This is a genomic window from Candidatus Contendobacter odensis Run_B_J11, from assembly GCF_000531125.1.
In the GTDB taxonomy this organism is placed as follows: Bacteria; Pseudomonadota; Gammaproteobacteria; order Competibacterales; family Competibacteraceae; genus Contendibacter; species Contendibacter odensensis.
The window spans coordinates 1-2,333 of the sequence record NZ_CBTK010000249.1; the positions used below are offsets into that span (position 1 = coordinate 1).

At 51.1% G+C, this 2,333-nt stretch carries 1 protein-coding gene and 1 pseudogene; both read left to right on the forward strand.

What is annotated here, in order from left to right; genetic code table 11:
- Nucleotides 1-925, forward strand: a pseudogene (locus tag BN874_RS14020) (SEL1-like repeat protein); the annotation flags it as partial.
- A gap of 432 nt (nucleotides 926-1,357) precedes the next feature.
- Complete coding sequence (locus tag BN874_RS14025; protein ID WP_034434588.1) at nucleotides 1,358-1,804, forward strand: PaaI family thioesterase; 447 nt, start codon at nucleotides 1,358-1,360, stop codon at nucleotides 1,802-1,804.
- The last annotated feature ends 529 nt before the right edge of the window (nucleotides 1,805-2,333 follow it).

Genomic DNA, 2,333 nt, shown 5'->3' on the forward strand with positions numbered 1-2,333 from the left:
CTGGTATCGGTTAGCGGCGGAACAGGGACATACGGCTGCACAATGTGCTCTGGGTGTGAGATATGCGTGGGATCGTTGTGTTTCTCAGAATGATCAAGAAGTCATTCACTGGTTCCGGTTAGCAGCTAAACGGGTGGATGCGGCTGCCCAATCTAAGCTAGACGTGAAGTCTATGCGGGATTGTGGCATTTTTCAAGATAATCAAGTAACTATTAAATGGTTCCGATTCACAGCTGAACAGGGATATGCGGCTGCACAATATGCTCTGGGTATGATGTATGCGCGGGGTCATGGTGTTTCTCAGAATGATCAAGAAGCCGTTCACTGGTATCGGTTAGCGGCGGAACAGAGATATGTGGCTGCACAATATGCTCTTGGTGTGGTGTATGAGCAGGGTCGTGGTGTTTCTCAAAATGATCAAGAAGCCGTTCACTGGTATCGGTTAGCGGCGGAACAGAGATATGCGGCTGCACAATATGCTCTCGGTGTGGTGTATGAGCAGGGTCGTGATATTTCTCAAAATGATCAAGAAGCCGTTCACTGGTATCGGTTAGCGGCGGAACAGGGACATGCGGCTGCACAATATACTCTGGGTATGAGATATGCGCGGGGTCATGGTGTTTCTCAGAATGATCAAGAAGCCGTTTACTGGTATCGGTTAGCGGCGGAACAAGGACATGCGGCTGCACAATATGCTCTAGGTGTGAGATATGCGCGGGGTCATGGTGTTTCTCAGAATGATCAAGAAGCCGTTTACTGGTATTGGTCAGCGGCGGAACAAGGACATGCGGCTGCACAATATGTTCTCGGTATGAGGTATGAGCAGGGTCGTGGTGTTCCAAAAAATGATCGAAAAGCCGTTCACTGGTATCGGTTAGCAGCTCAACAGGGATATGCGGCTGCACAATATCCTTTCCTATTTTAGTAGCCGCCGTTGTTGACCCGCATATTTTGGCCGGTCAAGTTTGTAACGTACTCTATTTACAGTTCTGACCGAGGAGCCGGGTCAAACTCTGAGTTGTTGCTACGTCTTCATCCGAACTCAGCTAACTTAGGTTGCTGCTTCCTACACCAAAATTTGGGCAACCTCGCCAACCCAGTTGATTGCCACTGTTATCAATTACCGACCGACCGACCACACACCACCACCGCCAAAATCCCGACACTAGCAGCACAGCCCATGTTGCTAAACTACCGACTAGTACAAGTGCACCATGTGCCGGGTGTCTGTAGGAAATCTGGATATCAATGTTGTGGTGAACGGATGCCGAACACTTGGAGTGTTTTACCGCTGTGCAGCGACGTGATGAAATCGTCGAAGAAAACTGAACAGGTTTATCCACGAGGAGAAAAAGCAATGAATAGCCTGCGTTCCGACATCACGGTTGAAGTGCTCAACGAACGGGGCAGTGACTATTTGCCCGGCTATCTGGGTATTGTCATCCTCGATCTGGCTCCCCAAAGGCTGATCTGCCGGATGGAAGTCAAAAAATTACATATTGCCCCGAACTATTTCTTACATGCGGCCAGCGTGGTGGCCTTGGCGGATACGGCCTGTGGTTATGCCACCTTCGCCCATTTGCCCGAGGGGGCGGAGTCGTTCACGACCCTCGAACTGAAGAGCAATTTTCTGGGAACGGTCCAAGAGGGCGGGAGCGTCGGCTGCCTAGCGACCGCGCAACACCTCGGACGCACCACGCAGGTTTGGGATGCCGTCGTCACCGATGAAACCACGGGTCGTAAACTCGCACTCTTTCGCTGTACCCAGATGATTTTATGGAAAAAAACTAAAGGGATTTCCTAAATTTTTGGTCCTGTAAATTTTCCTGTGATGGCGGGGGTTGGTAGCGTCAGGCTAGGGCGTTGACTGAATCCAACCAATTGATCTAAATAGGTGATGTTCATTTTATCTGCCTGCCCCACAGTTCCGATCACAGGAAAATTTACAGGAGGAAATTTTTTGTAGCGACAACGGTGGGCTCACCGGTATTTCTTGACGAGGATTTATTGCTGCACGATGTTTTCAGTCGCTTTCTAAAATTCAACGTGCTGCGGTATTCATAGATAAACCACAGTCGCCGCAGACCAAGTGCGCGTCGGGCTTGGCCCACGCATTCTGGCCACACTTCGCACACGAGTATTTGATTTTTGACTGAGGTGCCGCCGCTCGTCCGCCTGCAGGCGATTGCCAACTCAGTTTGAAGCCGGTGGCCAGCAACCTTTGGGCGACACTTTCAAACCGCCCCTCCGAAACAATGTAGTGCGATACCCGTTGCCCGGTCCGTTTGCCCCCCGGAGCGCCGGTGTCCGAGGGCATCAACCCCAGGGCTTCC

What these genes read in the sequence shown, in the direction of transcription:
- BN874_RS14025 (WP_034434588.1), top strand. Translation starts at nt 1,358, where the DNA reads ATGAATAGCCTGCGTTCCGACATCACGGTTGAAGTGCTCAACGAACGG.